Consider the following 25,762-nt stretch of genomic DNA (forward strand, 5'->3'; position numbering starts at 1 on the left):
TTTTGGGCGGATGCCGGTGCTATTCTCGGCGGCACCATGCTGGACTTCCGCACTTACGGCCTCGCCGCACCTCCGCACTCGCACGACTTCATGCAGGTCGTGATGCCCGCACGCGGCATCCTGGAGATGGACGTGGACGGCCGCGGCGGCCGCGTCGACACGCACCACGCCGCGCTCATCCCGGCCGGCGCCACGCATGCGTTTGAAGCCACGGATGCCAACCGCTTCATCGTGTTCGACATTCCCGGGCAAAACGTAGGCGCCCCCGGCCTCGGCGGCCTGGCCGATCGCGTGTTCTTTCCGCTCACGCCGGGCCTGCGCGCGCTGACGACCTGGCTGCAAGACGCGCCCATCGTCGACACGGTGCTGGCCAATGCGTGGTCGTCACTCGCGCTGGCGACGCTGGCCGCGCATCCGGCCAATCAATCGGCGCAGATACGCGCACGCCCCGACGCACGTGCCGAGCGCGTATGGCACGCCATCGAACACCGCTACGCCGAGCCCCTCACCGTCGATGCACTCGCTGCGGAAGTCGGTGTGAGCGCGCGCCGCCTCGCCACGCTGTTCCGTGCTGCATACGGCACCACGCTGCACGCGCATCTGGCCCAGGTGCGGCTGCGCCATGCGTTGACGCTGCTGGAAACCACCGCCCTGCCCATCGCCGAAGTTGCCGCGCGCACCGGCTACTACGACCAAAGCGCCCTCACGCGCCACCTCAAGGCCGCACACGGCATCACGCCCGCAGCGGTGCGCCGCTAGCCCTTACCCATTTCCGTTTTTGCCAAAGCGCAGCCGTCTTCGCCAAGACGCGCGACACGCGCACGCGCAGAATGCCGGTTCGATTGATCTCTTCGGACAGGCGCTCCATGGCTGTTGGCGACACCTCCACTGCAACGCATCTTCATCACGGTCCGCACGACATACGGCGTGACCGGCTCACGGGCATCGGCTACGGCGTCGCGGCCGGGGCGCTGTGGGGCGTCATCTTCGTCGCGCCGAAGATGCTGCCGCAGTTCTCGCCGCTGGCGCTGTCGGCCGCGCGGTATGTGTTGTATGGCGTGTTGTCGCTGGCGCTCGCGCTGCCCGTGTGGCACACGCTGTGGCGCAAGACGACGCGGCGGGATTGGGCGGCGCTGCTGCTGTTATCGCTGCCGGGCAACATCCTTTACTACCTGTGCGTGGCGGGCGGTGTGCAGCGCGCTGGCGTGGCACCGGTGTCGCTCATCGTCGGGCTGTTGCCGGTGACGGTCACGCTGGCCGGCGCGGCCGAACGCGGCAGCCTGCCGTTGCGCCAGCTGGCCCTGCCGCTGCTGATGGCGGTTGCGGGTGTGGTGTGCATTTACCTCGATGCGCCCGACGTGCATTCGGACGCGGGCGGCAGAACCTATTTCATCGGGCTCTTGATGGCCGCGGGCGCGCTGGCCTGCTGGACGGTGTATGCGGTATGCAATGCGCGGTACCTGCGTGCGCGGCCGCAGTTCACGAGTCGGGAGTGGTCGCTGTTGACGGGCGTTGCGACTGGGGTGTTGTCACTGGCACTCGCTGTGCCGGCGTTTTTGCTGCCCGGCATGGCGACGGCTTCTGCCCAGCCCGCATCGGCGTGGGGGATGTTCTGGCTGGTGAATATGGGCGTGGCGCTGGGGGCGTCGGTGCTGGGGAACAGCCTATGGAATGCGGCCAGCCGCAAGTTGCCGTTGACGCTGTCGGGGCAGTTGATTGTGTTTGAGACGGTGTTTGCGCTTTTGTATGGGTTTATCTATGAGGCTCGGTTGCCTCATGGGCTTGAAGTGGCGGCTGCGGTTTTGTTGGTGAGTGGGGTGGGGTTGGCGGCGCGGAGGCACGGGTAGGTTTTTTGGGGTTGGTTTTGGACTTGGTGGTCCATCCCCTTTTCGTCCCCTGCCGGGCACGACTCACTTTTCTTTGTCTTGCCAAAGAAAAGTAAGCAAAAGAAAGGCGCGCCCGAGATGGCGACTTCCCCTTGGATTTGTGTCGCGGGGAGGGAGGGGAGGCAAACTCGCTGCGCTCAGACAGGCCTCCCCTCTTTATCCTCCCGGCAACACAAATCCAAGGCGCCATCTAGGGCAAGGGAAAAGCAAACCGTCGAACACGAAGCGAGCTACCAAGGCTCGCTTTTTCGTTGGCACCGGCATACCGAGTGTTTGGCCGTTCCTGCCCTTGATGGCGCCTTCAATTTTTGTAAGCGGGCGGAAAAAAGGCGGGGAACTGTTTGAGCGCAGCGAGTTTTCCCCGCCTCCGCCCGGTTACGAAAATTGAAGGAGTCTTTCGCCATCTCGGGCGCGCATTTCTTTGCTTACTTTCTTTGGGCAAGACCAAAGAAAGTGAGTCAGCCCCGGCAGGGGATGAAACAAGGGATGCACCACCAACATCAAAACCAAAAACAAAAACCCCCTCCCCATTTGACGCCCCAAATTTTTCATGGATAACTGTGTCCCCCTCCCCCCAACAACACAGCGAGCCGCCCCATGACCCTCCAAACCTGGCTGGCCTTCATCGGCGCCAGCATCATCATCCTGCTCATCCCGGGTCCGACCATCCTGTTGGTGATTGGTGATTCGCTGGCCAACCGTGGCCGCTCGGCGTGGAGCACCGTGGCCGGCGTGGCCGCTGGCGACACGACCGCCATGGCCGTGTCCCTTGCCGGTGCGGGCGCACTGCTCGCCGCTTCAGCCACGGCCTTCACGGCGCTCAAGCTCATTGGTGGTTCGTACCTCGTCTATCTGGGCATCAAATCCATCCTCAGCGCCCGTCGCCTGCAGGATGACGTACAGGCGGACGCGCCCGAGGCCCCCATCCCCGTGCAGCAAAAGTCCGCTGGCCGCCGCTTCCTCTCCGCCTGGACGGTCACCGCGCTGAACCCCAAGAGCATCGTTTTCTTCGTCGCCTTCGTGCCGCAATTCATGTCGGCCGAGCAGACCTTCCTCTCGCAGAGCGTGATCCTGCTGCCGACCTTCGTCATCCTGGCTGCGGCCAATGCGTCGATGTACGCGCTGGCCGCCAAGCTGCTCGCCAAGCGCCTGACGAGCGTGGCCGCGCAGCGCCGCTTCGGCTACACGGGCGGTGCGGTGATGGTGGGCGCAGGCACGCTCACGCTCGGCATGCAGTCGGCCTGATCGCCGTTCACAAGGCCGCACTGAGGACACCAGATGCCCCGCAGTTACCTCCGCCCCTCGCCCGAAGGGGCCCACGGCCACCACCGCGTCACCAACATCGAGCTGTTCTTCGATCTGGTATTCGTGTTTGCGGTGACGCAGCTCTCGCACCTGCTGATCGGCAACTTCACGCTGCAAGGCGGCGCGCAGGCGCTGCTGCTGATGCTGGCGGTGTGGTGGGTGTGGATCTTCACGTCGTGGGTGACGAACTGGCTCGATCCGGACAAGCTCGCCATCCGCATGCTGATGCTCGTGCTGATGACGGGCGGGCTGCTGCTCTCGGCATCGCTGCCGCAGGCGTTCGGCTCGCGCGGGCTGGCGTTTGCGCTGGCCTATGTGTTCATGCAGTTCGGGCGCACGGTGTTCTTCCTGTGGGCCGTGCGCGGCGAGTCGCTGCCCATGCGGCGCAACTTCCAGCGCATCGCCACGTGGCTCGGCATCTCTGCCGTGCTGTGGCTCGCGGGCGGCCTGTCGGACGGTTCCGTGCGCTGGGCCTGCTGGATCATCGCGCTGACCATCGAATGGCTCGGGCCATCGATGGGCTTCTACACGCCGGGGCTGGGCCGCTCCACCACCAACGACTGGAACGTGGAAGGCGGCCACATGGCCGAGCGCTGCTCGCTGTTCATCATCATCGCGCTGGGCGAGTCGGTGCTGGTGACGGGCTCCACGTTTGCCGGGCTCGACTGGAACGCAGAAAACATCGCGGCGATGGCGATGTCGTTCATCGGCAGCCTGGCGATGTGGTGGCTGTACTTCGACACGATTGCCGAGCGCGGTGCGCGCACCATCTCGCATTCGGCCGACCCGGGGCGGCTCGCACGCCTGGCCTACACCTACATCCACGTGGTGCTGGTGGCCGGCATCATCGTCGGGGCGGTGGCCGATGAATTTGTGCTGGCGCATCCGGTGGGCCACGCCCATGAAGGGACAACGCTGGCGGTGCTGGGCAGTGCGGCGCTATACCTGCTGGGCAACCTGCTGTTCAAGTGGGCGATCTTCGGGCGGCTGCGCCCGGCACATGTGGTCGGCCTGGTGGTGCTGGGCGGCGCATGGCTGCCAGCGGCTGAGCTTCCGGCGCTGGCCGTATCGGCGCTGGCGACGGGCGTGCTGTGCGGCACCGCGGCCTGGGAATGGTACGCACGCTCTTGCGAGACGGCGGAGCCCGCACAGGCGCGCAGCCACTGAGTGGTTACCTGAAAATTCCAGTTTTTGGACATTACAAAAGGCCACTCGCCCGCATAATCTGTCAACCAACATGACAGAACACGAGGGCCCCGCCATGATCGACCTCTACTACTGCGCCACGCCCAACGGCCTGAAGATGGCGCTGTTCTTTGCCGAAACCGGCTTGCCGCACCGCGTCATCCCCGTCGATATCAGCCGGGGTCACCAGTTCAAGCCCGAGTTCCTGGCCATCTCGCCCAACAACAAGATCCCGGCCATGGTCGATCACGACCCGGCCGAGGGGACTGAGCCGGTGGTGCTGTTCGAATCGGGCGCCATGCTGCTTTACCTGGCCGAGAAAACCGGCCAACTGATCCCCACCGACCTGCACGGCCGCATGGAAGTGCTCAAGTGGCTGTTCTGGCAGGTGGGCGGCCTGGGCCCCATGGCCGGGCAGATCGGCCACTTCAACGTGTATGCACCGGAGCGCGTGCCCTACGCCATCGAGCGCTACACCAAGGAAACGAACCGCCTGTACGGCGTGCTCGACCGCCGCCTGGCCGATCGCCCCTACATTGCCGGCAACGACTACACGATCGCCGACATCGCGGCCTATCCGTGGATCGTGCCGCACGCCGGGCACGGCCAGGACTTGAACGACTTTCCGAATCTGCAGCGTTGGTTCGAAGCCGTTGGCGCACGCCGTGCCACGCAGCGCGCCTATGCCGGGGTCGAGCGCGCCTACTCGCGCCGCCGCGAAGACATCTCCGACGACGAGCGCAACGTGCTGTTGGGCCAGACGGCCAGCTCCACCGCGCGCTGATCCTCGCGGAGCCTCCGCGCTCCGCCTCCATTCCGCTTTCTTCTTCGTTTTCCTCTTCTGACAGGAGCCGACCATGCCGGCATCGCTGTGGTGGTTGTGCCTGGGCGCGTTCGCCATCGGCACTGAAGGTTTCATGATCGCCGGCCTGCTGCCGGTCCTGGCCGCAGACCTGGGCGTGAGCGTGCCGGCGGCGGGGCAGCTCGTCACCGTGTTTGCCGTCACGTACGCCGTGGGCTCGCCCGTGATGGCGACGCTGCTGGGCAATGTCGACCGGCGCCGCGTGCTGATCGGCGCACTGGCCATCTTTGCGGCGGGCAACCTGCTGGCGGCCACCGCGCACAGCTTTGGGCAGTTGATGGCGGCACGCGTGCTGCTGGCGCTGGCGGCCGGCGTGTTCCTGCCGACGGCCAATGCGGTGGCGACCTCGCTGGTGCCGGCCTCGCGCAGCGGTTCGGCGCTGGCCATCATCACGGGTGGCGGCACGGTGGCGGTGGCGCTCGGCGTGCCGCTGGGGGCGTGGATTGCCGCGCAAGGCGACTGGCGCTCGACGTTCATCGCATGCGGTGTGCTGTCGGCGCTGGCCACGGCGGGCCTAGCCTTCGGCTTGCCGCGTGCGCTGCCGCACAGCGTGACCACGCTGGCGCAACGCCTGAGCGTGGCACGCCGACCCGGCATGCTGGGTGCGCTGGCGGTGTCCGCGTTGTGGGCGGCAGGCGGCTTTACGTTCTACACCTACGTCGCACCGTTCTTTGTGCAGGGGCTGGGGTTCGCGCCGCAGCATGTGGGCATCGTGCTGTTCCTGGTCGGCAGCTTTGCGGCGCTGGGCACAGGCCTGGGCGGCCACATGACCGACCGCGCAGGCGTGGCGCGCGTGCTGGCGGTCAGCAGCGCGGGCATCGTGCTGGCGTTCTCGGTGCTGTCGCTGTCGGCGCAGGTGCTGCACGGCACGGTGGCCGGCGCCATCGCCATCGGCGCGGTCGTGCTCTGGGGTATGGCCGGCTGGGGCTTCGGCCCGGCGCAAGCGACGCGGCTGATCCGCCTCGCGCCCGATGTGTCGCCGATCACGCTGTCGCTGCATGCATCGGCGGTGTATGTGGGGATTGCGCTGGGGTCGAGCGTTGGCGCACTGGCGCTGGCCCATGGCGGGCCGGGCATGCTGGGCTGGGCCGCCGCCGCGTGCCATGTGGTGGCGGTGGTGCTGTGGCGGATGGGCGGCCGGCATGAGGCAGCGCCGGCTGATGAACCTGCAGCCACGTCGGTCGCCCACTGAAAGCCGAAGCGCGGAACGCGACGCGCCGGGTTCTGAACCCGGCGATCGGACGTCAGACCCTCGCGTTCCGAGCCTGGACCTCGGCGCTTGACCCTCAAACCCTCGTGTTCCACGCTTTGAGCTCGAGATTTTCGACCTCAAACACTCGCGCTCCGGGCTTCGAGGTTGACGCTTGAGCCTCAGAGGCTCGGCGTCCGGCCTCAGACCCCTCGCGCTCGGCCCTCTGAGCCCGATTTTTTCGACCTCGAACTGTCACGTTCCGAGCGTTGAGCCTGGTGCACCAGCCTCGGACACTCACGCTCGACTGTCTGAGCCCGGCAATCGAGCCTCAGAGCCTCACGCGCCGCGCTCAGACCGCCGCAGTGGGCGCGTTCCGGTCGTCGGTCGAACGTCGCCCGCCGCGCCGATCCAGGTACGGCAGCGCAAACATATAAAGCCCCGTGAACAGCAGCAACGCCAGCGGCAGCAGCGGCGCGTAGGTGATCCACGCAGGCGGCTGGGCGCCCTTGCCCACACCCATGGCGACAAAGTTGGCGATGACCGTGAGCGTGAAGGCCATCGACACCCAGCGATGGAACTGGCGGATTGCGTTGCGGGCGCTCACTTTGCACCCCCAGCGGCCTGGATCATCTTCCAGCCGTTGCCGGCCGGGTCACGAAAGCCAGCATCGACACTGCCGAAGCGTTCGACCGGCTCCTGCGTGAACTCGACGCCGCGCTCGCGCAGTTGTGCGTAGGCCGCCCGGCAATCGGCAACGGTCAGCACCAGCGGCGGCATCGCGCCCTTGGCAACCATGGCGCGCAGCGTCTGCGCGGTGGCCTCGTCGTGAATGGGCGGGCCGGGCTGGAACAGGCCGAGCTGAAACGACGACTGCTCCGGATGCTGCACCGTCAGCCACCGGTACGGGCCGTTGCGCACATCGGTGTGCACGCGAAACCCCAGCTTGTCGACATAGAACGCCAGCGCCGCGTCCTGGTCATCCACATACAGCCCGACGACATTGATCCCTTGGCTCATCACCGCTCCTTGTTGTTGGTAGGTGACGGATTTGTACCGTCCGCCAGCTGGCGGCGCTTCTCCGAAACTGCTGTGACAAGGTCGGGTCGCTGCGCCGCTTTCAGCACACAAGCGGGCACGCGATCAAGTTGCTGCTGTGGCGCGGTGGCCTGGGCGTGGCGGCGCAGCGCGCTCGGGCTCTGCCCGGTGATGTCGCGGAAGATGCGGCCGAAGGTGCCCAGGCTCTCCCAGCCCGTGGCGTAGGCGATTTCGATGATGGGCAGGTCGGTGTCGCGCAGCAGGGTGGTGGCCTGCTCGATGCGGCGCGTGAGCAGGTAGCGGTGCGGCGGAATGCCAAAGGCCTGCTTGAACGAGCGCGCAAAATGCGCCGCTGACACACCGCTCACTTCGGCCAGCCGCTTGACGGGCCACGCCTCGTGCGAGGCGGCGTCCATGCGGTCTTTGGCGCGAAGCAGGCGGCGCAGCAGCGCGGGGTCTTGCTGCGCGTCGGTGTGTGCCGTTGCCACCGCGGCCTGCGCCCGAGGGTCAGCCGAGCTTGAACTCGCCGATGGCGTGTGCGAGCTTGCGCACGCCCTCTTCCACCTGTGCCAGCGACGAGGTGGCGTACGACAGACGCAGCGTCGAGCGATCCGGGTCGACCGGGTAGAACGCCGCACCCGGCACGAAGGCCACACCGCGCTCGATGGCCACCTTGGCCACATCGCCGGCATTGCGGCCCGGCAAGGCGCACCACAGGAACATGCCGCCGCGCGGGCGGTTGAAGGTCAGTTCGGTTTCAGGCAGCAGCGCACGCAGGCCGTTGGCCATGGCGTGGGCACGCTCGGCATAGGCGGCACGGGTGCGCGGCAGCACGGTGTCCAGCCGATTGCTGCGCAGGTAGGCGGCGGCCGTGGCCTGCGCAAACGTGGAGGTGTGCGCATCGGCAAACTGCTTGACCATCACCGCGTTGCCCAGCACCGGCTGGGAGGCGATCATCCAGCCCACGCGCAGGCCCGGCGCCATCACCTTCGACAGGCTGCCGAGGTAGATCACACGCCCCTGTGCGCCGTCGGTCTGCTGCGACAGTGCGTACAGCGAGGGCGGCGGGGGTGCATCGAAATACAGATCGCCATAAGGATCGTCTTCCACGATCAGCAGGTTGTGGCGCACCGCCACGTCCAGCAGGCGCTTGCGGCGCTCCAGGCTCATCAGCGCGCCGCTCGGGTTGCCGAAGTTGGGAATCACGTAGAGGAATTTGGGGCGCGCGGTCGAAAGCACCTTTTCCAGCGCGTCGACATCCAGGCCGTCGCCGTCCGTCGGCACGCCGGCCACCTTGGCGCCGTACAGCTTGAACGCTTGAATGGCCGCCAGGAAGGTGGGGGCTTCAGTCAGCACCGTATCGCCTTCGCCGATCAGCACCTTGCCCAGCAGATCCAGCCCCTGCTGCGAACCGGTGGTGACGAGGATGTCGGTGTTGGCGACGTTGGCGCCGCGTGCCTTCATCAGCGTGACGATGGCCTCGCGCAGCGGCTCGAAGCCCTCGGTGGCGCCATATTGCAGCGCGCGGGCGGCGTCGGTGGTGAGCGCGCTGTCGGCCGCGGCTTTCAGGCCTTCCACGTCAAACAGGGCCGAATCAGGAAAGCCGCCGGCAAACGAGATCAGGCCCGGCTTGCCGAGCACCTTGAACAGCTCACGGATGGCGGAGGTTTCAACGTTTTGCAGGCGGGGTGCCAGCAGCGATTGCAGGAATTCCATGGCGTGCGTGTCTCTGTAGTTCGAGTGCCCGCCACTTTACGTGATGTGCGCCCCGTGCGCATGCCAACACAGCGTCACAGCCGTGACTAGAATTCCGCCACCGAATCGGTAAAAAGGAGCCCCTGCATGGCCGTCCGACGCATCGTCCCCAACCTGCATGCCGCCGACCCGGCAAGCGCCCGCGCGTTTTATGCCGAACTGCTCGATCTGGAAGTGGTGATGGACCACGGCTGGATCATCACCTTTGCCGATACGGCCCAGACGATGACACCGCAGGTCAGCATTGCCAGCGAAGGCGGAAACGGTACGCCGGTGCCGGCGCTGTCAGTGGAAGTGGACGATGTGGATGCGGTGCATGCGCGGGCCGTATCGCTGGGCCTGGAAATCGTCTACCCGCTTGTTGACGAGCCCTGGGGCGTGCGGCGCTTTTACGTGCGCGATCCGTTCGGCAACGTGGTCAGCATCCTGGCGCACCGTTGACAACACGGGCGGCAGAACAAAAACGCCCGCATGCCGAATGGGCGATGCGGGCGCGGCAATGCCGGCTAACAGCTACCGGTGATTGCCGTTGTGGGTGCGCTTGTCCTGGTGTGCGTTCGCGTTCTTGTCCTTGTCCTTGTCCTTGTCGACAACGCGGGTGATGCCGCCCGTGGCGGGCGGATCACTGGCCGGGAACGTGTCTTCCACGGCCTTTTCCACCAGTTCCTCACGCTTTCCTGCGTGCGGATGCTTCTCTTTCTTGCCCTTCTCCATGGCGCCCTCCTGTTTCAAGCGTGGCTGACGACACGCAAGCGAATGGCGTGCCCGGCCGCGCTCAGTACTCTTCCCAGTACGGACGCGAGCCGTAGAACTCATGCACGGACTGGGCCCACGTTGGGTCGGCCATCGTGGGCCAGCTGTCCTTGTCGAAACCCGGAGCCGCTTCAAGGCGATCCTTGTTGGCGTCGAGCACGAAGCACTTGCGGTCAACGTCCAGTGACATGGCGCTCCACGGCACGGCAAAGAGCTTGTCGCCAATACCGAGGAAGCCGCCCACCGACATCACCGCATAGGCGATCCGGCCGCGCTGCACGTCGAGCATGATGTCGGTGATCTTGCCGAGGTCTTCTCCATTGAGATTGACGACGCGATCGCCCTCCAGCGTATCGGCGGCCATCAGCTCCGGGCCCGGGCCGGCCGAATCGGTATCGGCACGCCCAATGATGCGCATGCGTACACCCGCGGTGGTTCCTACACCGGTGCCAGTGCCGGTGCCCAGCGTGGTGCCGGTTGTCGTGGTTTGCATAGCAGTTACCTCCCATCAATCAGTTGACGTTCAGGATGATGTGCGGCGGCCACGCATCTGCGCGGCGTCTGTCGCACGCAATCACCTGTGTCAGCACGAAGCTTGCCTGCGGCACGTCGCCCGCAAAGGCGCGCGTGCGGCATGGCGCTTGCTCGACGGTTTGGCGGATTCAAACAAGAACCCCTTACCGGAGAGCCCCATGAACAAGGCTGAAATCCCTGTGGCGCAACGCGCCGTGCTGTCGATGCTGCTGGACGATCACCGCGAGGTGAAAAAACTCTTCAAGACGTTCCAGCAAGAGAAAGACAAAGCGGCCTGCGAGCAAATCGTGCGCGAAGCATGTGAAAAGTTGACCGTGCACACGCAGCTTGAAGAAGAGGTGTTCTACCCGTTCGTGCGCGACAACGGCGGCGAAGCGTTCAAGGACCTCGTCGACGAAGCCGTGGTGGAGCACGCCACCGCGAAGGACCTGATCAAGCAGTTGAGCGGCATGCACGCGGGCGACGACCTGTTCGCGGCCAAGTTCACCGTACTGGCCGAGTACGTCTCGCACCACGTGGAAGAGGAAGAGACCGAACTCTTTCCCAAGCTCGTCCGTCAGCACATCGACCTGACACCGCTGCAGGAACCCATGACCGCGCGCAAGGAAGCGCTCCTGGCTGAGACCGCCAGCTGACGACACACCACCTGATACCGGACCAAGACCATGCAATCCACCGTCTGCGATTTCCTCGTCGCACGCCTGTATGACTGGGGTGTGCGGCGCATCTTTGGCTATCCCGGGGACGGCATCAACGGCATGTTCGGTGCACTGCAGCGGGCCGGCGGCAAGATCGAGTTCGTGCAGGTGCGGCATGAAGAAATGGCCGCCTTCATGGCCTCTGCACACGCCAAGTTCACCGGTGAGCTGGGCGTGTGCATGGCAACGTCCGGGCCGGGTGCCACGCACCTCATCACGGGGCTGTACGACGCGCGGCTCGACCACATGCCGGTGCTGGCGATTACCGGGCAGCAGGCGCGCACGGCAGTCGGGGGGCATTACCAGCAGGAGGTCGATCTGGCGGCGATGTTCCGCGACGTGGCCGGCGCGTTTGTCCACCAGGCCAGCATGCCGGCGCAGGTGCGGCATCTGCTGGATCGCGCGGTGCGCATCGCCATCGGGCAACGCCGGGTGACGGCGCTCGTGCTGCCGAACGATCTGCAGGAAATGCCCTACACCGAACCGCCGCGTGCGCACGGCACGGTGCACTCGGGCGTGGGCTACAGCGCGCCGAGCGTGATCCCGCAAGCCGCCGACCTGGAGCGCGCGGCGGACATCCTTAACAGCGGCCGCCGGGTGGCGATGCTTGTCGGCGCAGGTGCCCTCGGGGCCAGCGCAGAAGTGGCAGCCGTGGCGGAAACGCTGGGCGCGGGCGTTGCCAAGGCGCTGCTCGGCAAGGCCGTGTTGCCCGACGAATTGCCCTATGTGACCGGCGCCATCGGCCTGCTCGGCACCGAGCCGAGCTGGGAGCTGATGAACCATTGCGACACGCTGTTGATGGTCGGCTCCGGCTTCCCCTACGCAGAATTTCTCCCCAAGGAAGGCCAGGCGCGCGGCGTGCAGATCGATCTGGACCCCGGCATGCTGGGGCTGCGGTATCCGATGGAAGTCAACCTCGTGGGCGACAGCGCACAGACGCTGCGAGCACTGCTGCCGCTGCTCCAGCGCAAGACCGATCGCTATTGGCCTGAACGCATTGCCCGCTGGAATGAAAGCTGGTGGAAGACGCTGGAAGACCGCGCGCTGCAACCGGCCTACCCCGTCAACCCTCAGCGCGTGCTGTGGGAGTTGTCACCCAAGCTGCCGGACAACGTGATCGTCACCAGCGATTCCGGCACCTGCGCCAACTGGTATGCGCGCGATCTCAAGTTCAAGCCCGGCATGATGGGCTCGCTCTCGGGCGGGCTGGCCTCGATGGGCGCCGCCGTGCCGTACGCGATTGCCGCCAAGTTTGCGTACCCCGATCGCCCTGTCATCGCACTCGTGGGCGACGGCGCCATGCAGATGAACAACATGGCCGAACTCATCACCGTGTCGAAATACTGGAAGCGGTGGAAGTCTCCGAAGTGGATCTGCATGGTGCTCAACAACCAGGATCTGAACGAAGTCACCTGGGAGCAGCGCGTGATGGAAGGCGACCCGAAGTTCCCGGCGTCACAGGACATCCCTGACGTGCCGTATCACCGCTTTGCCGAGTTGATCGGCCTGAAAGGCATTTACGTCGACAGCCCCGACCATCTGGCCGGCGCCTGGGACGAAGCGCTCGACGCAGACCGCCCCGTGGTGCTCGAAGTGAAGACCGACCCCGATGTGCCACCGCTGCCGCCGCACGTCACGCTGCAGCAGGCGCGCAACTTTGCGACGGCCCTGGCGTACGGCGACCCGGACGCCAGCGGTGTGCTGCGCGGGACAGCGCGGCAGGTGCTGTCGGCGCTGTTTCCGGTGCATAAGGAGAAGGAGTGAGCTGTGGGCACCACGCCGTAGAGCTAAACCTCAGCACTGCAAGCGGCGTGGGTCGCGTCGTGATGGTGCTCACGCAGCGCGCCCGGGATTCCGGTGCCCGCCAGCCCATCGGCTGCCAGCCATGCCGCAGTGGCGGCAGCGGCACGGTCGATGAGCTCACCGCAGCGGGCGTAGTCGTAGGGCGAGACGTCGAGCGGGCACAGCGGTGGCACCACGGCAATCGGCACCTGCCCTGCCCAGCGTTCCAGGTCTTGCACAAGCTGACGCGCAACCAGCAGTGACAAGGCATCCAACGCGTGCTCGATGGCGCTGCGCGGAGCGCGACGGTCGGCACAGGCAAACCCCGCGGGCAATACGACGACACGTGTGGCGCCCAGCCGGATGGCCGCGGAGACGGGCGTGTTGTTGGCGACGCCCCCGTCGATCAACAGGCGATCACCAATGCGCACCGGCGGAAACACGCCCGGAATGGCGGCGCTGGCGAGCACGGCTGGCACGATGGCGCCGGAGGACAGCACCACCTCGGCGCCCGTGCGCATGTCGGTGGCCACAACGTGCAGTGGCAGCGTGGCCGCCTCCAGCAGGGTCTGCGCGAAATGCCTCGTCAGCAGGCGCTGCAGGCCAGATGCATCGACCAGGTGCTCCCGTTGTCCACCCAGGAGCCCCAGCATGCTGAACATCGCCCGCCAGGACCACGGCATCACGTCGGCGCGCCGCACACCGCGCCATAGCGCCTCTAGCTGGGCTGTGCCCGCCGCGTGCGGGTTGCACGCAAAAAAGGCTGCGTTGATGGCACCCGCCGAGGCACCCACCACCATGTCCGGGACCACGCCGGAGGCCACCAGCTCGCGCAGCATGCCGGCCTCGATGGCGCCAAGACTGCCGCCGCCGGCAAAGACAAACGCCGTTCGTTCCACTCTGTCCATGATCAATGCCGCGTTGCAGCAAGGAGTCCCAACTGGTCAATCAAGGGACGACTGGAACTAGAGTAGGTCTGCCCCGCCGTTGCGGCTAGTCAGGTCGATTGGCGCCGATCAGCGAGCTTGCCGCGCAGCGTCTGCCATCGGCTTCCAGTGCAGAAAGCCGAACAGCAACGTCAGCAACACGCTGTCGAGCAACGGGCCCTTGTGCAGCGACACCTTCCGGAAGCAGAACACCACCTCCAACGCATGCGCCGCCAGCAACACCAAGGCCGCGACGCGCACCCAGCCGATGGCATCGGCGGACAGCGGCAGCGGCGTGGCATAGCTGGCCAGCGCGAGGCCATACACGGCGAGCAGGACGAGCTTGCTGAGGACAGTGAACATGCAGGTCTCCAAAGAGTCGGTGAATGAGTTGCCATGCAGCATACCGGCCACCCCGATCACGCCAGCCGCTTGAAACACCTGGATAGACGCCGCCCTCCACCCGGCCATGTCGGCAGCGGGGCATCTGTCAGCCTGCCGCCGAGCCGAACCACCGCCGCAACGCCTCCTGCAGCCCTTGCGCCGTTCCGTCACCGACCCACGCCACATGGCCGTCAGGCCGGATCAGCACCGCGGCGGGTGCGGGCACCGTGCCGATCACCGGCAGCGACCAGGTTCCTGCATAGCGCGCGTCGACACGTCGCACGCGATCGCCCCATGGCGCAATGTCGAATGCTTCGTTCGAGCCGAAGTTGAGCAGCACCGCACGGGCCTCGTGCAGCAAGTGGAAAACGCGCACCGGGCCATCGGCGGTGTCCAGGTCAAGATCGGGCATACGGCGGCCGAGCAGCGGATGGCCATCGCCCATGTCGTAGTGAACGTCGAGCGCGGAGACCATCCCAACGAGCCGCCTGCGTGGTTCGTCCATGCGGAACAACTCGGACGTGATCTCGCTCAGCGCCTTGGAGCGCTCGTCCTGGCGGAGCAACACCACCTGCGCGAGCGTATTGCGCAACGTGCGGGCGGCAACAGGATGACGCTCCGCGTGGTAGCTGTCGAGCAGGCTTTCGGGCGCCGTCCGTTTGATGACCGCGGCAAGCTTCCAGCCCAGATTCACGGCATCCTGCATGCCCATGTTCAGGCCCTGCCCGCCCATGGGCGGATGCACATGCGCGGCGTCGCCTGCGAGCAGCACGCGTCTGTCTCGGTAGGCCACGGCCTGACGGGCCATATCGGAAAAGCGCGAGATCCAGTTCGGGCGATGCGCGCCAAAGTCGGTGCCATAGACGGCGATCAGCGCCTCGCTCAGGTCTGCCAGCGTGGGCGCGTTGTCGGTGCCGAGTTGCCGCTCCGTCAGCACCACGCGGACACATTTGCCATCTTCCATGGGCGCGACGGCGTGCCTGCCGATGGCGTCGTACTTGAAGCCAAAGGGCGGAGGCGTCTGCGTGGTGTGCACCTCGGCGATCAGCCAACTCGTCGTTGCGTCCCAGCCGGCAAACTCAATACCGGCAGCCTTGCGGACCGTGCTGCGCCCGCCATCGCAGCCGACGAGGTATTGCGCGCGCAGCACCTCTCCGTCGGACAACGTGACATCGACGCCGCTGTCGTCTTGCAAGAAGCCGGCCACCTCGCGCTCGCGATAGAACCGCACGCCAAGCTCGTCGACCCACTGCGCGAGGAGGCGCTCGGTGTGGTGCTGCCACAGGCCGAGCACATAGTTGTGCCGGGTAGGAAAGTCGCTGATGTCCAACGGGTTCTCGCCGAAGTGCACGACCGGATAGGTCTTGCCCTGCGAGACAAATCGCTCGGCCACACCGCGCTGGTCGAGCACCTCGATGGAACGCGCGTGCAGCCCGAGTGCGCGCACGCCAACCACATCCTGGTTGGCACGGCGCTCGACAATGGCGACGTCAATGCCGGCCAGCGCCAGTTCAGCCGCCAGCATGAGCCCCGTCGGCCCACCGCCGGCAATCACCACCGCATGCGCGCTCATTTCGCACCTCCTGTCGGCACCACCACGGCACGGCCCCGTGCTCCAAACGTCGAAGACATCACACGCATGTCTCACCCTCCTTTCGGTCGGTTTCAAGATGGGTGGCGATGCTACTGCGCCCGCCGGGGCTTCCCGCAAGCCCCAGGGGCCGCGGTATACTTGAGGCAACGGTGGAGCGAATGCTTGTTTGGCGAAGCGCACACCACGAAAAAAGGCCGTCCCGAAGGACGGCCTTTTCTGTTGAACTGAGGCAACAAAAGCAGCCAATTTCTGCATTACTTGTCCCCAACAGCCAAACAGAGTCGTTGGAAATCAATGTCTTAGCTGCCTCCCGGCCCCGCAACGCATCGTTTTTTTTTGCACAACGAGGGGGGCAGCCCCAAGACAATTTTTGGCGTCACGCTGTTGCAATACATACGCCCACCTTTCTCCCAATCTCTTGTTCTAAAAGGGTTTTCGGAGTCAGTGGCATCAATCGAACCAGCGCAGGGCCACCTCGCCGCTCTACAACCGCCGGCGAGGCAGCACACCTTCTCAACCTCATCCACTGCCGAGACGGCAACCAAGCGCGCCGCACTGAGATTGCACGTGCAACGCTAGCCTTCGAAGCTCTTGTCAAACAGGTCCAACATGTCGTCAGCCTGTTCATAGACTTGGTCCGCAGCCAAGTTGAACGCGTCCGGGACGTTGCTAGGCGACTCATGCTGGTTCAGCGTCCTCAGCATTCTCCGACCAAGTTGTTGGTTCGACTCCGCGATTGCCTGACTCCTGTTCTCTCGCATCCCAGTCATAGCAGCCAGAGGCAATTTTTTCTTCTGCCGCCGGGCCGCGTGCGCCTCCAGATTAGCCAGTTGCTCTCGGCGAACCTTCCCGTTTCCATTGCGCTTGCGCTTGTTCTTCTGAGCCCTCGCGATGTCTATCGGACGGGCAACAAGCCTTTGATACTGGGGAGTGAAATCACCGTAACGCCTGAAGTCCCGCTTCGATATTCGAGGATAATCGAAACTTCCATCGCTTTTTCTCCACACAATCATATTCGTGGTACCGGGAAGCTGGCAGACATATACGGTCGGATTGATGATTTTTCCCCGCTGCATCAGCTTCGGCGTGTTTTCCCATGTCTCCTTTAGCGCATCGGAATAGTACGTCGATGAACCAATTTTTACGTAGCCCTCTTGGTTTTTTCGTTGCACGAAGGGCAGAAGCCTTAGAAGCAGTTCTTCTTCACTCCAATGAGTCGCGGCGTCGCCTCGCCGCCACCCTTGCAAGTACCCCAAGATTTCCGCCCTGTTCAATGGGATTTTTGCATCTCGCATCTCCGATGTGTAATACAAAGTCGCATCCGAGTACAGATTGAACTTCTCTTGGGCCAATATTGCACATTTGCGAAGCTCTTCCAAGGTAAGGACGGCGAGGCCAGCAGCCTCATCACGCTTCTTCTTATCTCGTGTTCGCACGCGCCTTGTGTAAGCCCCTGGCAGCTCTCGAATTTCGTTTTCCAAGAAAGCATGGTAGCTTTCGATTGGCCCCTTTGCCTGTCCCCGATAGGATTCCGCGAGCTCCCTCGACATACGCAGGGAGGCCACGATGGTTTCTTTAAAGGGCTCGCTAATGGCGGGACCGCGGTCTACAAATACAGCGTCCCAATCTCCCCGCGGCAGGCCTTCGGAGGATACGAGGCCATAATCCTCCGCGAGTTGCTTCTTATCGCTCAACGCATTGAAGATGCAATAGCGATATGCATCGGCACTTTCAGCATTAGGCCAAATGTATTGGCCGACCAAAGCGCCGCTTGCGCAACAAATTCCAAATAAACCCGTAGCTCTACCTATTGGAACGAAGGTATCTGTGTCCCTTACAAGATAGACAGGCAAGCCTGTGCCGTCGAGAATCAGCACTTGTTTGGAGTGGTCTAGGATGTCCGTTGCATGGCCATTTCGCGCGGTAAGCTTGTCGCGTGCGTCGTCCTCCCCAACTTTTGCTTTGCGCTTCGCGTCGTTGTCCAGGTACTCCTTGCCTATGCGGTAGAACTGATAAAAGCTTGCTGCTCGTCGTGCATCCCGGGAATGGACTATTACTCCATCGATGCTGGTACTGGCGACACAATCATCGTCGCGATACCTCTCCCATGCCTGGTTGTAGGACAGGTCCTTCTTGATTACGTACTCGTCGATTGCCTGATGAATCTTGCGCACAAGCAGTGGGTTGCGCTGCACGCCAAGGTCAATCTTGGCTCCCGACTCCAAGTAGGCCGCCGGTCGCGGCCCCGTTTTTTTCCTGCCAAACTCACCACGCTTCTTTCCAGCCCCGCCCTTTCTCTCGTGTAACGGAATCATCGCTGTCTTGTCGCACCCGAACCACCAGAAGACGGTGAGGTGGTGACGCAGCGTTGACTCATCGACACCACTGTTCTTGACCGCCTTCTTGACTAGGGCAGCTCTGTCCTTCTTGTTGGCGACCACTGCCATGAAGTTCGCATCATTCACAAGGTGCCGTATCGGAGCGAACCTGCTGATGATGTCGCCCCGCCTTTGCTGGGCCTTTTCGTAGGTCAGTTTCTCGAGCGGTGTGTCCATGAAGTCGAATCGCACGCAATCGTGTACTCGAACGACATCGACGCCGAACCTGGGTGCCAGCTTGGAACGCATCCATGCCTTCGGCAGCTTGCTATTCTTTGGAGACGCCCCCGGCGTTACAGCCAGCATGAATATCTGGTCGGTTTCTTCCCAATAACCCAGATAGCGCCAATAACTAAACTTTCCACGGCCCTCCGACATTTTCAGAAGCGCCCCTCGTGGATAGGGGCGATATTCAACGACGGATGTCCGACGCTCCTCGGGCAACAAGACTTCCTCAGACATCGCGACCTCGCAGAAGCATCAGTTCCATGTGCGGTGCGAACACATAGTTCATATCCAATCGGACGAAGCCAAAAAACGTTGCGGCAGCAAAGAGTCGATAGCTGTCGGCAAGGTTTACCCCATAGCGACGCCCGACCATACCGAGAACTCTGTCCGCCGTACCACCTGCGGTTGACCCGTTGAGAAGGCGCGCGAACTCCTTGGCCAAAACGTGGATGGCATCCAGGTTCTGATACCGCAGTTGGCTGAACAGTGCCCAGTGATTACCCAGCTCGACATCCGGAAAATCCTCCTTGCTCAGCATCTCGTAGCTGAACCCTAAGCGGTTGCAGAACCTTAAGTCGCGCGTGATGCGCATCTGGACGTCCTTATCCTTCTGCCGACCCGCTGGCTTTACGTTGATGGCGTGATAGACGATGCGCTTTGTCGATGGACATTTGATGGTCAGCATCAAATCCAAAGTGGGAAGCTTGTTGCGCACCGGGATGTATCCGTTCAGGATGCGCTGGTCCATCTCCTCGTCGCAGTAGTAGTACTGCGAGCGTATGTCCAGGACATGCGGGCAGAAGAAGCACGCTAGCTGTATGCGTTGCTCTTGCGCAGAGTGAGCTGGAACCGAAGCATTTCCGTGCTTGCTGAAAGGGTTATCGCTCGCAATACTTCTTTGGCCCGTCACATCCCGCGCACGGAGAAACGGCCGGTATCCCCTACCGGCATCAACTTCCCAAGGGTCTACCGATGGAATGCCCAGCGGCCAGCACAAATGCCCCGGAATTGCCATCAACTCTCGAAGCCTCATCGTGTCCTCACTAGCTGTGCAGCCGCCTTCCGCGGGCCCTGGTTGCGTAAAGCGCCCATGACCTCGTCGTCGCTGAGAGGGTGTATTTGCTCCATAGCCTCGCTAGCGCTTCCGAAGCGACCATTCAACACCCACATTCGACACAAGACCCTTTGACGGAACTGTGGTGGTGTTTCTTCAAGCTCGAGGCGCGCCGCCCTAGCTTGCGGGATGGGGTCGTCTTTCCATCGTAGGTTTTTAGCGCGTGGATGACCGGCGACAAGTAGCGTTACAGCAATACGAAACGGCCTGTTGTGCTGCGCAGACGAGAGAGCTTTATGCTGTTGGCGCATGTGCTTCGCCAAAGAAGCGTCGAAGTCCCGCCACCTAGCCGCGCTTCTGACGCTACCACGATTCGAATCGTATGCCCTTGGAAGCGTACCGTTAAGGTACTCAGCATCACACGTTCGAAGCCACTTTTGCGCCTGCTGTGGGAGTCGCTCCAAAACAGCGCTCCTTGATGCGCCAGGGAAGCGCTGCATTTCTGCTGCAAGAATGTTTCGGCAATGGCTTTTGAACTCAGATGCGCTAAATTTCCTCCCTCCCAATTGCACAAAACTATTCTTGTCAGCTTCCGCCTCGCCAGCACCCGCCCCTTTCTCGAATGAGGACGACAACCGGGCTTCGTCGGTTACTGCGTCTTGCTGTGCCCCCAAGTTAAACCCTTCACCCAGTAGAGCAAGCACCAGCGCGACGCCCGTCATCGGATTTCGCACGGGCGCCGCGATTTGAAGTTGGCGATAGATGGAACTCCTATCTGGGATATGGATACCGTGTCGGCTGACAAAATGAGCCCCCCAGGTATCACACATAAATTCACGCAACAAGCGAGCCCTATCCTTGAATCGTAGAAGACCGAGCGCCGCAGCCTTCTTTTGCATCCGAACGGCCAGCTCCCTCCCAATCGGTCTTTCCATATCGTTCTCGAGGAGAGCTCTAGCCACCCGCCCCAGCTTGAAGTCCTTCTCGCACTCTGGGTCGCCAAGCCCTTCGTTACGTGCGCGCAATGGCTGCCCACACAAGCAAGTCTTCAAGCTCGAGAACAGCAATGTGGAGTTCCGACGGCGCCAAGCGCATGCTCCACACGGCCCCAGCAGCGGTTCACGATGTCGGTGGCAGACAGACAAACTCAGCAGCAGATGTGTCCGCTCAACGATGGGAGTACCGGCGCTCTCTTCATTGTCTTTCACGCACTGACGACAGTACGCCACACCCCATAACGGCCGCCCATGCATGAAGAGCATTCTTGGGCTAAACGAAAATGCAGTTTCACCAGTTCTGAGCAGACTCTTCAGACCGTCCGCAGCTTCGTGGTCAAGGAACGCGTGAAATAGAGGCGCCAATGCGACGCGCGGCATGGCCTGTGCTCGCAAGGAGAGCACGAGCACACAGTGACCAAGGCACGGTCGACACGATTTCACCGCCAGACCTTCCATGCTTGGGCGTCGGCAGCGTAAGGCCCTCAACTCCAGAGCTGGTCGTACTCGAGGAGGGCATGGCCAACGCAGGGACCAGCAGTTGCCCCTCACTTCCGTCGGAGTACGACACCCTGCTTGGGGTCAGCACGCCGTCGTGGTTCCGATAGATGTCGACCATGTCACGCTCCCCGCTGGCTGCGTGACCAAAACGCTTGCCGTTGCGTTGCGGACTTACCCGCAAGGCAACGCGGGCGCCCAGGGAACGAGGCTGTAAGGGGACGATGAGATGGATACGGAGGGTTGGCCGCGCCAGGCAGAAGGAGCCGCGATTGGTCTGGCATTGAGCGGGGACCACGGCCGTTCAGGCAGCAGTGGACCGCGACGGCGTTGAGAGTCGTCGACATATGGTGTTCCAGCGCCCGACATGCCTTCGCATAGCGAGCGCGCAGGGGTTGACAACACGCATCCCTGTTGGCACCATACGCGCGCGTGTTCGCGTAAGCGTCCTTCGGGATGCGCGAGCAGAAGGCCGGGGCTGGACCCCCGGCCTTTTTTATTGCGCGAGTTTCGGCTACTTGTTCGTGACTGGCTCCTCGTTGCGCTGTGGCGGGATAAGTTGCAAAAAGCGGCGTTTCTCGCTATACTATGTGCATAAGCTGCGGGGGATTGCGTCAACTCATTGAGCGAACGCACCCACAAGGGCGGAGATGGTACTTGATAGCGCACAATCAGCGCAAGTCATCACCCCATCGGTCAGCGCAACGCCAGCCCTAGCTCACAGCCCACCACGCCGGGCGCGCATTGCCCAGCGCCACCAAAAAATTCCCAGTTGCAGAGAGCTAGTCACCGCACATCGCGGTCACTACAATCCCTCGCATATCTGTCGACTGAGCCCCATCTACTCCGGTCCGCCTCGCGTCCAATATCTCTACATTTGTCGTGGAAATACTGTATGCCTGCGCGAGCAAAAAACAAGGAAATCGTTTGAGCGAAGAACAAACGCCATGGGCTAGCTTGGCCTCTCGAGTCATTCGAGTAGCACTCGCGCGTGGAGATTGGAGCTACGCTCAACTGGCCGCCGCCTTATCCAACGAAGGCGTTGAAGAAACCGAACGGTCGCTTATCTCGCGCGTATCGCGCGGGACCATCAAGTTCACCCTGCTGCTGCAGGCTATTCACCTCACTGGTGGGCGCCCTCCACGACTGTGGCTGCCGGCGCTAGGCACGCCAGAGACCTGGGAAAGCAAGGCACAAGCGGTTCTGGCGGCCGAGCTATCACAACGACCGTTGGTCACCCCCCGCGAGCTGGTTGACCAGCTTGCTCGCCTGGGGACTAGAACCACGGAGAAGACATTAGTCGCCCACTTTTCCTCTGGCACGCTTCCGCTCTCGCTATTTGTCCAGTGCCTCGCCGTAATTGGAAGCACCAGCCTGGACAGCTATGTAGACTTCGAGGTCCTCGCTGCCACAGTTGAACAGTGCATGGCCGCACACCAAGGTTGAGCGCCGTTCGGCCTTGCTATTTTGAGCAGACCGACCTAGCTTTCTTTTGTGTGACATTTGTCTAGATTTGAACGCTGGACCACTGAGCCTTTCCTGCCCATACAAGCAAGTAATTTTCAGCGCTAACGCCATACGGGAAGCTAAGTGCCATGGCACAGGAAGTCCCGAGTATCGCTCTCAATCCGCTGACGAGGAACCCGCAAGCGCTGGGACAGGTCGTGCGCAGCCGGCGCGCAGGTTGCCACTTGCGGCTCGACGATACGGCCCATGCCTGTGGCGTTTCCACCTCCACGCTTTCGCGGCTTGAGAATGGCCGACTGACTGGAACCAACAGTCTTTTCAAAGTCCTTGATGGACTCGGCTTGGCCATGTTGGTCATGCCTCGAACAGAAGCTGATGCGCTGCTTCGCACGCTAGGGCACACAGTGGAATGGCGCTGCATTCCAGGTGCGGCCGCCGGGGGCATCCGCCGACCAGGGGCATCGTCGACGGTCCATTCAACCACGCCGACTTTGTTCGTGGACTACGACGGCACACTGCATGTAGGGCATGCGCTCCTCGACACGACCTCGGGCCAAGTGAGCTTGGATTCGGGCAGACCACTGCTCGAATTTGCTCCGTTGCTCGCAGACCTACTGGAGCCATACCCAGAGGTGGAGATTGTGCTCACGACCTCGTGGCTGCAGAGACTCTCCACTGAACAGGTCGCCTCGTATTTGCCGACGAGCCTGGCACGGCGTGTGGTAGCCACGACGCGGGCAGTGAAGCCCCGGCTGAGTTACGTCTTGGACGGCACCGAGAGGACCTACATCATCACCAGCTATGCGTACGACAAAGGCCTGAAGAATTGGTTGGCGATTGACGACTCGGTTTACGGAGCCGACCACGTTGGGCTGGTACCCGGCGAGTTGGTGGACCACTTCCTACTTTTGGATTCGGCGCGCGGCATCAGCGATGACGGCGCCCAACAGCGCATTCGAGACTGGTTGGCAAGCACACACAAAGGCGACCACATGTAGCCAATCACTTCGCTGCACACCTCGACGCGTCAGAAGCAGCGCACGCGTCCGAGCCAAAAAGGACGTGCGGCACGCTGGAGGTATCGCGGCAGCGATTCTCGGCACAGGAAGAGCGTAATGTCGAATCGACTGATACCCGCCAACTTTCCACGCGATGCATCACTGGGCTCCGTACCAGGCGGACAGCCGAAACTCTTGGTGCGCCGGGTCAACGGCCAGTACGTCTCGGGGCTCACCGATGAAGAATGGCGTGAGCGATATGAATGCTGTGAAGACTTGGCGCAACAGTGCGCCCCCTACTGCATGCGCAAGATTGCCGAGAATCCAGCATTGACTCAAGAGCGCTGCCTAGCAAACGTGCGTAAGGGGTTCGCACTGAAAGTGCAGAGTGGTGAGTGGGAGTTCTCAGAGGCCGAACTGGATTGGGTCACAAAACGAACCCGCCAGCTTCTTGGCTGGTAGTCCGCCGCAACGAGCAAAGCACGTTGTGCGATGCATAGAGCCGCGCACCGTCATTCGCTATCCTGTCATGTCCAACTAGCCGATGCCAAACCAAATGACAGGTCCCAACCTGATTCAGCTTTATCTTAGCGAGATTGGCCTGCAATGGCTCCTTCCTCGTTCGTATCTTGTTAAGCGATACGGCGTCCGGCCACACGCTGCCTATGGCCGGGACGTGATTGAGATTGAGACTCCGCGCCCGTTCGTGAAGGGATTACTTTGGCCGCTTTCAGCTCAAGTCTCCCCGCAGTTCTCGCCCAACGAACCGGCCACCGAATTCGCGGGGGTATCGTACGTCAGCGACAACGCTGCCGAGAATCTTCGAAGCAATGTTGACCAGTTGCAGCCTTTCCTCGGGGAGGGAACGGCACTGAGAACCTCCAACTCTCTTGGGCACCGGTGGGTCTACGGGGCAGCGTCCGTCGAGTTGCATGTATGGCCGCCCGAAATGCAACAAGGGCCAACGCTCAATCCCGCTTACGAGAAAGAGCCCAGGCTCAGGGCAGGATGCTGGATTGGCATCACGACGGGATTTCGTCCATGGCCTAGTGAAACAGAAATAGCTCAACTCATGGCTTTCGAGCCGGTGGCCAGAATTTGCGAGGAATGGTTGGGAGCGGCATCTTCATTCCCTCGGTCAGGCCTGCAGTACGAGTTGGAGTTCACTCGATTGCCCGACGCAGCCTTCGGCCATCGCAGTGGGTGGATAGGATGTTCTTCCGACCGAACAGCATTCATCTTCTATGGCCGGGAGCTGTACTTTGTCCCTATGGAAGCTGTCATTCAGCTTCAGGTCGTACGTGTACTACCGGCAAAAGGTCCGGGCGGGTCATACCTGCGTGTGCAATGTCGTTGCGACTATGCTGACCAGCAGACCAAGACAATTACGATTTGTAGTGCTAGCGGTGCAGACGACCTGGATGAGTTGGGTGCCACGGTCAGCCGTGCCATTGCGAAACCGCTGGTGCTTTTGCCCCTTGTGTACGACTGCTAGTCTAGCGGACGGACCGCCACGCAGGCTGCGCCCGAGAAGACCTCGGTCGTGACTACCAAGGCTCATGGACATGAATAGCAGCAGTACCTCGGCTGTCCGCGATGACATATGACCAGCAATCGACCAGTCACCAGTGCTGAACGAAACAGTACGTTGCTAACAGCCTTTCCGGCAACTCTACGCCGTGAAGCGGCCGTCGTCGCAAACTTGCTTGGAAATGACCGTGCCGCTCACCCTGGGTTGTGTCTCATGGTTCAGGGCGAACTGCTCAACATCCCTTATCGGCTTCATCACAATGCTGATGTAGCACCTCCCTTATACCTGAACGAAGTACAAGCGCGCATGTATGCGTGTGCGCTAACAAGGCATCTTGATGGCTACGTGCGTCAGCGCCAGCTCACGCAAATCGTCGCACTGTCTGAGCCGTGGGTAGTGCCCTTCGTTGCGCAGCTTTGCGGCGAGTATGTCGTCGAAATTCTCAACGTCATCGAAGAGCACTTGCCCTCTATGCATCCGAGCACCTACGGAGCGTTCTTCCGGGAGAATCCACGATTCTTTCAACGAACGCAGGAGCGGATGATTAGCTACTGGGATTGCTACTATCGTTGGCTGTATAAGCGGAAAACAGACTATGTCGGGTTTCGACTATTCGACCACTTCCGCGAATGGAGCGCTGCTGCCTAAGGCACCTCCGGACTTACGACGACCTTGGCAAATACGTCGAATGGCGAACGCGCCCAAGAGCGAAAGGTGTCCCG

The 25,762-nt window shown here is 62.5% G+C and carries 25 protein-coding genes; 14 read left to right on the plus strand and 11 right to left on the minus strand.

Features of this window, described 5'->3' with window-relative positions; all coding sequences use genetic code 11:
• Positions 1 to 36 precede the first annotated feature (36 nt).
• The 6 genes from NG898_RS08885 to NG898_RS08910 all read left to right on the plus strand — a co-directional run bounded on the left by NG898_RS08885 (position 37) and on the right by NG898_RS08910 (position 6,430).
• On the plus strand, positions 37 to 759 hold the full coding sequence (locus NG898_RS08885) for an AraC family transcriptional regulator (RefSeq protein ID WP_252691976.1): 723 nt from the start codon (positions 37 to 39) through the stop codon (positions 757 to 759).
• 107 nt (positions 760 to 866) lie between these two features.
• Entirely contained in the window at positions 867 to 1,847 is a 981-nt protein-coding gene (locus tag NG898_RS08890; protein WP_252691977.1) for a DMT family transporter, read from the plus strand.
• A gap of 636 nt (positions 1,848 to 2,483) precedes the next feature.
• The gene (locus NG898_RS08895) at positions 2,484 to 3,131 is read left to right on the plus strand and encodes a LysE family translocator (RefSeq protein ID WP_252691978.1); all 648 of its coding nucleotides are present in this window, start codon (positions 2,484 to 2,486) and stop codon (positions 3,129 to 3,131) included.
• 33 nt (positions 3,132 to 3,164) lie between these two features.
• Positions 3,165 to 4,358, plus strand: coding sequence for a low temperature requirement protein A (locus NG898_RS08900; protein WP_252691979.1), 1,194 nt, complete (start codon positions 3,165 to 3,167; stop codon positions 4,356 to 4,358).
• A gap of 94 nt (positions 4,359 to 4,452) precedes the next feature.
• On the plus strand, positions 4,453 to 5,160 hold the full coding sequence (locus tag NG898_RS08905; protein ID WP_252692503.1) for a glutathione binding-like protein: 708 nt from the start codon (positions 4,453 to 4,455) through the stop codon (positions 5,158 to 5,160).
• 73 nt (positions 5,161 to 5,233) lie between these two features.
• Positions 5,234 to 6,430: an MFS transporter gene (locus NG898_RS08910; protein WP_252691980.1), complete on the plus strand. Its 1,197-nt coding sequence runs from the start codon at positions 5,234 to 5,236 to the stop codon at positions 6,428 to 6,430.
• 349 nt (positions 6,431 to 6,779) lie between these two features.
• Here the strand turns inward: NG898_RS08910 and NG898_RS08915 are convergent, their stop codons facing one another.
• Genes NG898_RS08915 through NG898_RS08930 form a run of 4 tightly spaced genes read right to left on the minus strand, consistent with a single transcriptional unit; the run spans position 6,780 to position 9,181 of the window.
• Positions 6,780 to 7,034 (minus strand): hypothetical protein, encoded by a 255-nt coding sequence (locus NG898_RS08915; protein ID WP_045204994.1) that lies wholly within the window; start codon positions 7,032 to 7,034, stop codon positions 6,780 to 6,782.
• Positions 7,031 to 7,447 carry a VOC family protein gene (locus NG898_RS08920; RefSeq protein ID WP_252691981.1) on the minus strand — a complete coding sequence of 139 codons (417 nt, stop codon included), beginning with the start codon at positions 7,445 to 7,447 and terminating at the stop codon, positions 7,031 to 7,033. The genes NG898_RS08915 and NG898_RS08920 overlap by 4 nt, the downstream gene beginning before the upstream one ends.
• Complete coding sequence (locus NG898_RS08925) at positions 7,447 to 7,953, minus strand: helix-turn-helix domain-containing protein (protein WP_252691982.1); 507 nt, start codon at positions 7,951 to 7,953, stop codon at positions 7,447 to 7,449. Before NG898_RS08925 ends, NG898_RS08920 begins: the two co-directional genes overlap by 1 nt.
• 19 nt (positions 7,954 to 7,972) lie before the next feature.
• Complete coding sequence (locus tag NG898_RS08930) at positions 7,973 to 9,181, minus strand: aminotransferase-like domain-containing protein (RefSeq protein ID WP_252691983.1); 1,209 nt, start codon at positions 9,179 to 9,181, stop codon at positions 7,973 to 7,975.
• A 126-nt stretch (positions 9,182 to 9,307) separates the two neighbouring features.
• Here NG898_RS08930 and NG898_RS08935 point away from each other — a divergent pair, with 126 nt between their 5' ends.
• Positions 9,308 to 9,661: a glyoxalase superfamily protein gene (locus NG898_RS08935; protein ID WP_252691984.1), complete on the plus strand. Its 354-nt coding sequence runs from the start codon at positions 9,308 to 9,310 to the stop codon at positions 9,659 to 9,661.
• Between the two features lie 72 nt (positions 9,662 to 9,733).
• Here NG898_RS08935 and NG898_RS08940 read toward each other — a convergent pair whose 3' ends face one another.
• Both NG898_RS08940 and NG898_RS08945 read right to left on the minus strand, forming a co-directional pair.
• On the minus strand, positions 9,734 to 9,934 hold the full coding sequence (locus tag NG898_RS08940) for a hypothetical protein (RefSeq protein WP_252691985.1): 201 nt from the start codon (positions 9,932 to 9,934) through the stop codon (positions 9,734 to 9,736).
• A 61-nt stretch (positions 9,935 to 9,995) separates the two neighbouring features.
• Positions 9,996 to 10,466, minus strand: coding sequence for a PRC-barrel domain-containing protein (locus NG898_RS08945; RefSeq protein ID WP_252691986.1), 471 nt, complete (start codon positions 10,464 to 10,466; stop codon positions 9,996 to 9,998).
• A 199-nt stretch (positions 10,467 to 10,665) separates the two neighbouring features.
• Between NG898_RS08945 and NG898_RS08950 the strand changes: the two genes are divergently transcribed.
• Together NG898_RS08950 and NG898_RS08955 are read left to right on the plus strand one after the other, a co-directional pair.
• Positions 10,666 to 11,142: a hemerythrin domain-containing protein gene (locus tag NG898_RS08950; RefSeq protein ID WP_252691987.1), complete on the plus strand. Its 477-nt coding sequence runs from the start codon at positions 10,666 to 10,668 to the stop codon at positions 11,140 to 11,142.
• 30 nt (positions 11,143 to 11,172) lie between these two features.
• The gene (locus NG898_RS08955; protein WP_252691988.1) at positions 11,173 to 12,969 is read left to right on the plus strand and encodes a thiamine pyrophosphate-requiring protein; all 1,797 of its coding nucleotides are present in this window, start codon (positions 11,173 to 11,175) and stop codon (positions 12,967 to 12,969) included.
• 23 nt (positions 12,970 to 12,992) lie between these two features.
• Here NG898_RS08955 and NG898_RS08960 read toward each other — a convergent pair whose 3' ends face one another.
• The 5 genes from NG898_RS08960 to NG898_RS08980 form a co-directional block, all read right to left on the minus strand.
• Positions 12,993 to 13,895 carry a patatin-like phospholipase family protein gene (locus NG898_RS08960; RefSeq protein WP_252691989.1) on the minus strand — a complete coding sequence of 301 codons (903 nt, stop codon included), beginning with the start codon at positions 13,893 to 13,895 and terminating at the stop codon, positions 12,993 to 12,995.
• Positions 13,896 to 14,003: 108 nt separating this feature from the next.
• A complete protein-coding gene (locus tag NG898_RS08965) occupies positions 14,004 to 14,276 on the minus strand; it encodes a DUF1145 domain-containing protein (protein WP_252691990.1) in 273 nt (90 codons plus the stop codon).
• 127 nt (positions 14,277 to 14,403) lie between these two features.
• Positions 14,404 to 15,870: an FAD-dependent monooxygenase gene (locus NG898_RS08970; RefSeq protein WP_252691991.1), complete on the minus strand. Its 1,467-nt coding sequence runs from the start codon at positions 15,868 to 15,870 to the stop codon at positions 14,404 to 14,406.
• 596 nt (positions 15,871 to 16,466) lie between these two features.
• Positions 16,467 to 18,731 (minus strand): hypothetical protein, encoded by a 2,265-nt coding sequence (locus NG898_RS08975; protein WP_252691992.1) that lies wholly within the window; start codon positions 18,729 to 18,731, stop codon positions 16,467 to 16,469.
• Complete coding sequence (locus tag NG898_RS08980) at positions 18,724 to 19,245, minus strand: PDDEXK family nuclease (protein ID WP_252691993.1); 522 nt, start codon at positions 19,243 to 19,245, stop codon at positions 18,724 to 18,726. Before NG898_RS08980 ends, NG898_RS08975 begins: the two co-directional genes overlap by 8 nt.
• 2,681 nt (positions 19,246 to 21,926) lie before the next feature.
• Between NG898_RS08980 and NG898_RS08985 the strand changes: the two genes are divergently transcribed.
• The 5 genes from NG898_RS08985 to NG898_RS09005 all read left to right on the plus strand — a co-directional run bounded on the left by NG898_RS08985 (position 21,927) and on the right by NG898_RS09005 (position 25,688).
• Positions 21,927 to 22,490, plus strand: coding sequence for a DUF6471 domain-containing protein (locus NG898_RS08985; RefSeq protein ID WP_252691994.1), 564 nt, complete (start codon positions 21,927 to 21,929; stop codon positions 22,488 to 22,490).
• Positions 22,491 to 22,639: 149 nt separating this feature from the next.
• Positions 22,640 to 23,509 carry an HAD domain-containing protein gene (locus tag NG898_RS08990; RefSeq protein ID WP_252691995.1) on the plus strand — a complete coding sequence of 290 codons (870 nt, stop codon included), beginning with the start codon at positions 22,640 to 22,642 and terminating at the stop codon, positions 23,507 to 23,509.
• Between the two features lie 117 nt (positions 23,510 to 23,626).
• Positions 23,627 to 23,971, plus strand: a complete 345-nt coding sequence (locus NG898_RS08995) for a hypothetical protein (RefSeq protein WP_252691996.1) — start codon at positions 23,627 to 23,629, stop codon at positions 23,969 to 23,971.
• A gap of 94 nt (positions 23,972 to 24,065) precedes the next feature.
• Positions 24,066 to 25,004: a hypothetical protein gene (locus NG898_RS09000; RefSeq protein WP_252691997.1), complete on the plus strand. Its 939-nt coding sequence runs from the start codon at positions 24,066 to 24,068 to the stop codon at positions 25,002 to 25,004.
• Between the two features lie 108 nt (positions 25,005 to 25,112).
• Positions 25,113 to 25,688: a hypothetical protein gene (locus tag NG898_RS09005; RefSeq protein WP_252691998.1), complete on the plus strand. Its 576-nt coding sequence runs from the start codon at positions 25,113 to 25,115 to the stop codon at positions 25,686 to 25,688.
• The last annotated feature ends 74 nt before the right edge of the window (positions 25,689 to 25,762 follow it).

This window comes from Ralstonia mojiangensis (assembly GCF_023955645.1).
GTDB lineage: Bacteria > Pseudomonadota > Gammaproteobacteria > Burkholderiales > Burkholderiaceae > Ralstonia > Ralstonia mojiangensis.